This window comes from Caballeronia sp. LZ003 (assembly GCF_031451465.1).
Taxonomy (GTDB): Bacteria; Pseudomonadota; Gammaproteobacteria; order Burkholderiales; family Burkholderiaceae; genus Caballeronia.
The window spans coordinates 1-2,372 of record NZ_JARUXJ010000013.1 but is presented as its reverse complement, the minus strand read 5'-3'; the positions used below and the strand labels follow the sequence as shown (position 1 = coordinate 2,372).

General features: G+C 56.2%; 3 protein-coding genes. 2 read left to right on the top strand and 1 reads right to left on the bottom strand.

From position 1 onward, the window contains the following. Window positions 1-855, top strand: an 855-nt coding sequence (locus tag QCE79_RS32350; RefSeq protein ID WP_309851370.1) for a TonB-dependent receptor domain-containing protein, incomplete at its 5' end; no start/stop codon positions are given. A 336-nt stretch (window positions 856-1,191) separates the two neighbouring features. Further along, a complete protein-coding gene (locus QCE79_RS32345) occupies window positions 1,192-1,560 on the top strand; it encodes a hypothetical protein (RefSeq protein WP_309851366.1) in 369 nt (122 codons plus the stop codon). A 116-nt stretch (window positions 1,561-1,676) separates the two neighbouring features. Here QCE79_RS32345 and QCE79_RS32340 read toward each other — a convergent pair whose 3' ends face one another. Then, window positions 1,677-1,805, bottom strand: a complete 129-nt coding sequence (locus QCE79_RS32340; protein ID WP_309851362.1) for a hypothetical protein — start codon at window positions 1,803-1,805, stop codon at window positions 1,677-1,679. Window positions 1,806-2,372 lie beyond the last annotated feature (567 nt).

The following is a 2,372-nucleotide window of genomic DNA, read 5'->3' as shown; positions in this document are numbered from 1 at the left end:
CAGGGCAAGGATTACGGCGCCTATGTGCAAGATCTGGTCGAACTGACGCCTCAAATCAAACTCCAGCTCGGCATGCGCGCGGATCGATTTTTCAATCGCACCGACGAAGTGGGCGAAGCGACCGTCCGAGGTCAGCAGACGACGTTCTCCCCGCGCGTTGGGCTGGTGTGGCAACCCATGGGGAATACTTCGTTTTTTGCGGACTGGAGCCGCAGCCACGCGCCTAACGTCGGACATAGCGGCAGCAACGTCACCTACAATGCGGAAGTCGCGGAGCAATTCGAGATAGGCGTCAAGCAAGATCTCATCAAGGATCGGCTGAGCGCTAACCTTGCCTTATTCAGTTTGAACCGAAATCACATTCTCACGACCGACCCAACCGACCCGTTGCTCCAGGTGTTGACAGGCAAGCAGAAAAGTCAGGGGGTGGAGCTCGACATCGCCGGCAACATTACGCCGCAATGGAAAGCCATCGTCACGTATGCCTACGCGCTCGCCAAAGTCACGAGTGACACGACTTACCCCGTCGGCGATCTCCTCAGTAATGTTCCGCGTCACAGCGCAAGCCTTTGGACGGTCTATCAGTTGCGGTCCATACCGGGACTGCAGTTTGGGGCTGGCGTCTATTACGTGGGCTCGCGAGAGGCAGCCCTGCCGAACACCTTCAAGCTGGCCAGTTACGTGCGCACCGACGCCATGGCGTCCTACCAGCAAGGCCACTGGAAAACGCAGCTAAACATATTTAACTTGTTCAACCGCAAGTACTACACCGGCGGTTCGGCCGCGACTTTCGACTACACGCTCATGCCCAGTCCTCCCTTGACCGCGCAAGTCACCGTTTCATATAGGTTCTGATCACGGGCGGGCGGTGCGACACTGCCCATTCATCGCGCCGCTCACGCCACGATAGTCGACCCTGTATGCGCTTCACACTGAGCGATCCGTCCGTCAAAAAGCCGCTTGTTGCATTCATCACCCCGCCTATTACCTGATCGGATGTAGCTTGATGGCCCAAAAGAATCAGTTAAGCCCGATGTCGGTCCGCGCCGGACAGCGCACACACTTTGCGCTTCACGACCGCCGGGCAACGAGTCTCGCGCCAAAGCCACTACTTGAGTTCCGCCAAGTTGGCTTGAATTGGCTGCTCGACTACTTTCTGATATGGTCCGTTATCAGATGGAGGAGGAAAGGATGGACCGTATCGCTACGCTGCGGCTAGCATTGGTGCGCTCGGCGGACGATGAGGCTACATTCAGCCCAAACTACCAACGCGAGCTCAGAGAGTTCTATCAGCTAGTGCGTGCCGACCGTACGCGGATGAGCGCCGTGTCATTCACAATGCACGGCGTACAAGACGATCGCGGTTTTACCGGCGAATTCATTGTGCCGCTCGCTCAAACGATCGGCTCAACCCTTTTGCGCGGCGCGCTGGCTTGGCGGCAAAGCCGTACCGGACGCACATTGCGGATGACCTTTAATAAATTGGAGTTTGATATCGGTACCTCAGATGAATTTGAGGCGCTCCTGAAGCGGGCGCAGGCGATCTACGGCCTAGCCTAGTTCTTGCCGCTTCGATAACGCATTTATGCGGCTGGGCCTCTGTGACGCTGACGGCGACAGATGTACGGTGGCGTTTCCGTGTAGCGTTCGGGAAACGAACAACTGGCCGAGGTGCGCTAGCCTCGAATCAATCCGATATCTGGACAGTTAAAAATTGCGTCGAGCCATGCCTTCGCCCAGGCAATGCCCCGATCACGCGCCTCGTTTTCGGTGTCGAAGTAGCCGATGTCGCTGAAGATGAACATCTCATCGTCGTGTGGGGCGTCGAGCGATCGGCGCGCCACTGCCGCCCAAGAATGCCAATGATGGCCATCCCGCTCCGGGTAAGATCTGATCACCCATATTCAAGATTCGCGCCCATTATGCTTCCTGATACCCGTTGCCGGCGTGCCTTTTCCTAACTCGTATCACATAGAATCAAAAGGTTGTTTTCCCTTGTTTATTTTAGGCGAGCAGTCGGCAGGGAAGTAACTCACAGACATGCTAGGACCGTCAATAGCAATGGTTTTTCATCCCGGGAGGTCGAATCCGTATAGCGAAGCCCCTGCCTTTTCAGAAGTAAGCACCGCAAAGCGCACATATTTTTTGGCGAACAAGAGCGAACCCCCGTTAGCGGGCTGCCTCAGGCCCGTCGCATGCTCGCCTTATTTCCATCACCTGCTTGCGCTACCCACGCGGAAATCGCACGCACACCAATGCAGGCAGTTTCTCAAACGGTTGACGAGGGCACCGACGAAGAAGAACGTGCCAGTGCATGCCGAGACCAAGCAGTCGGCAGTCGATAACCAGATTCACACGCCATGAATAGACTT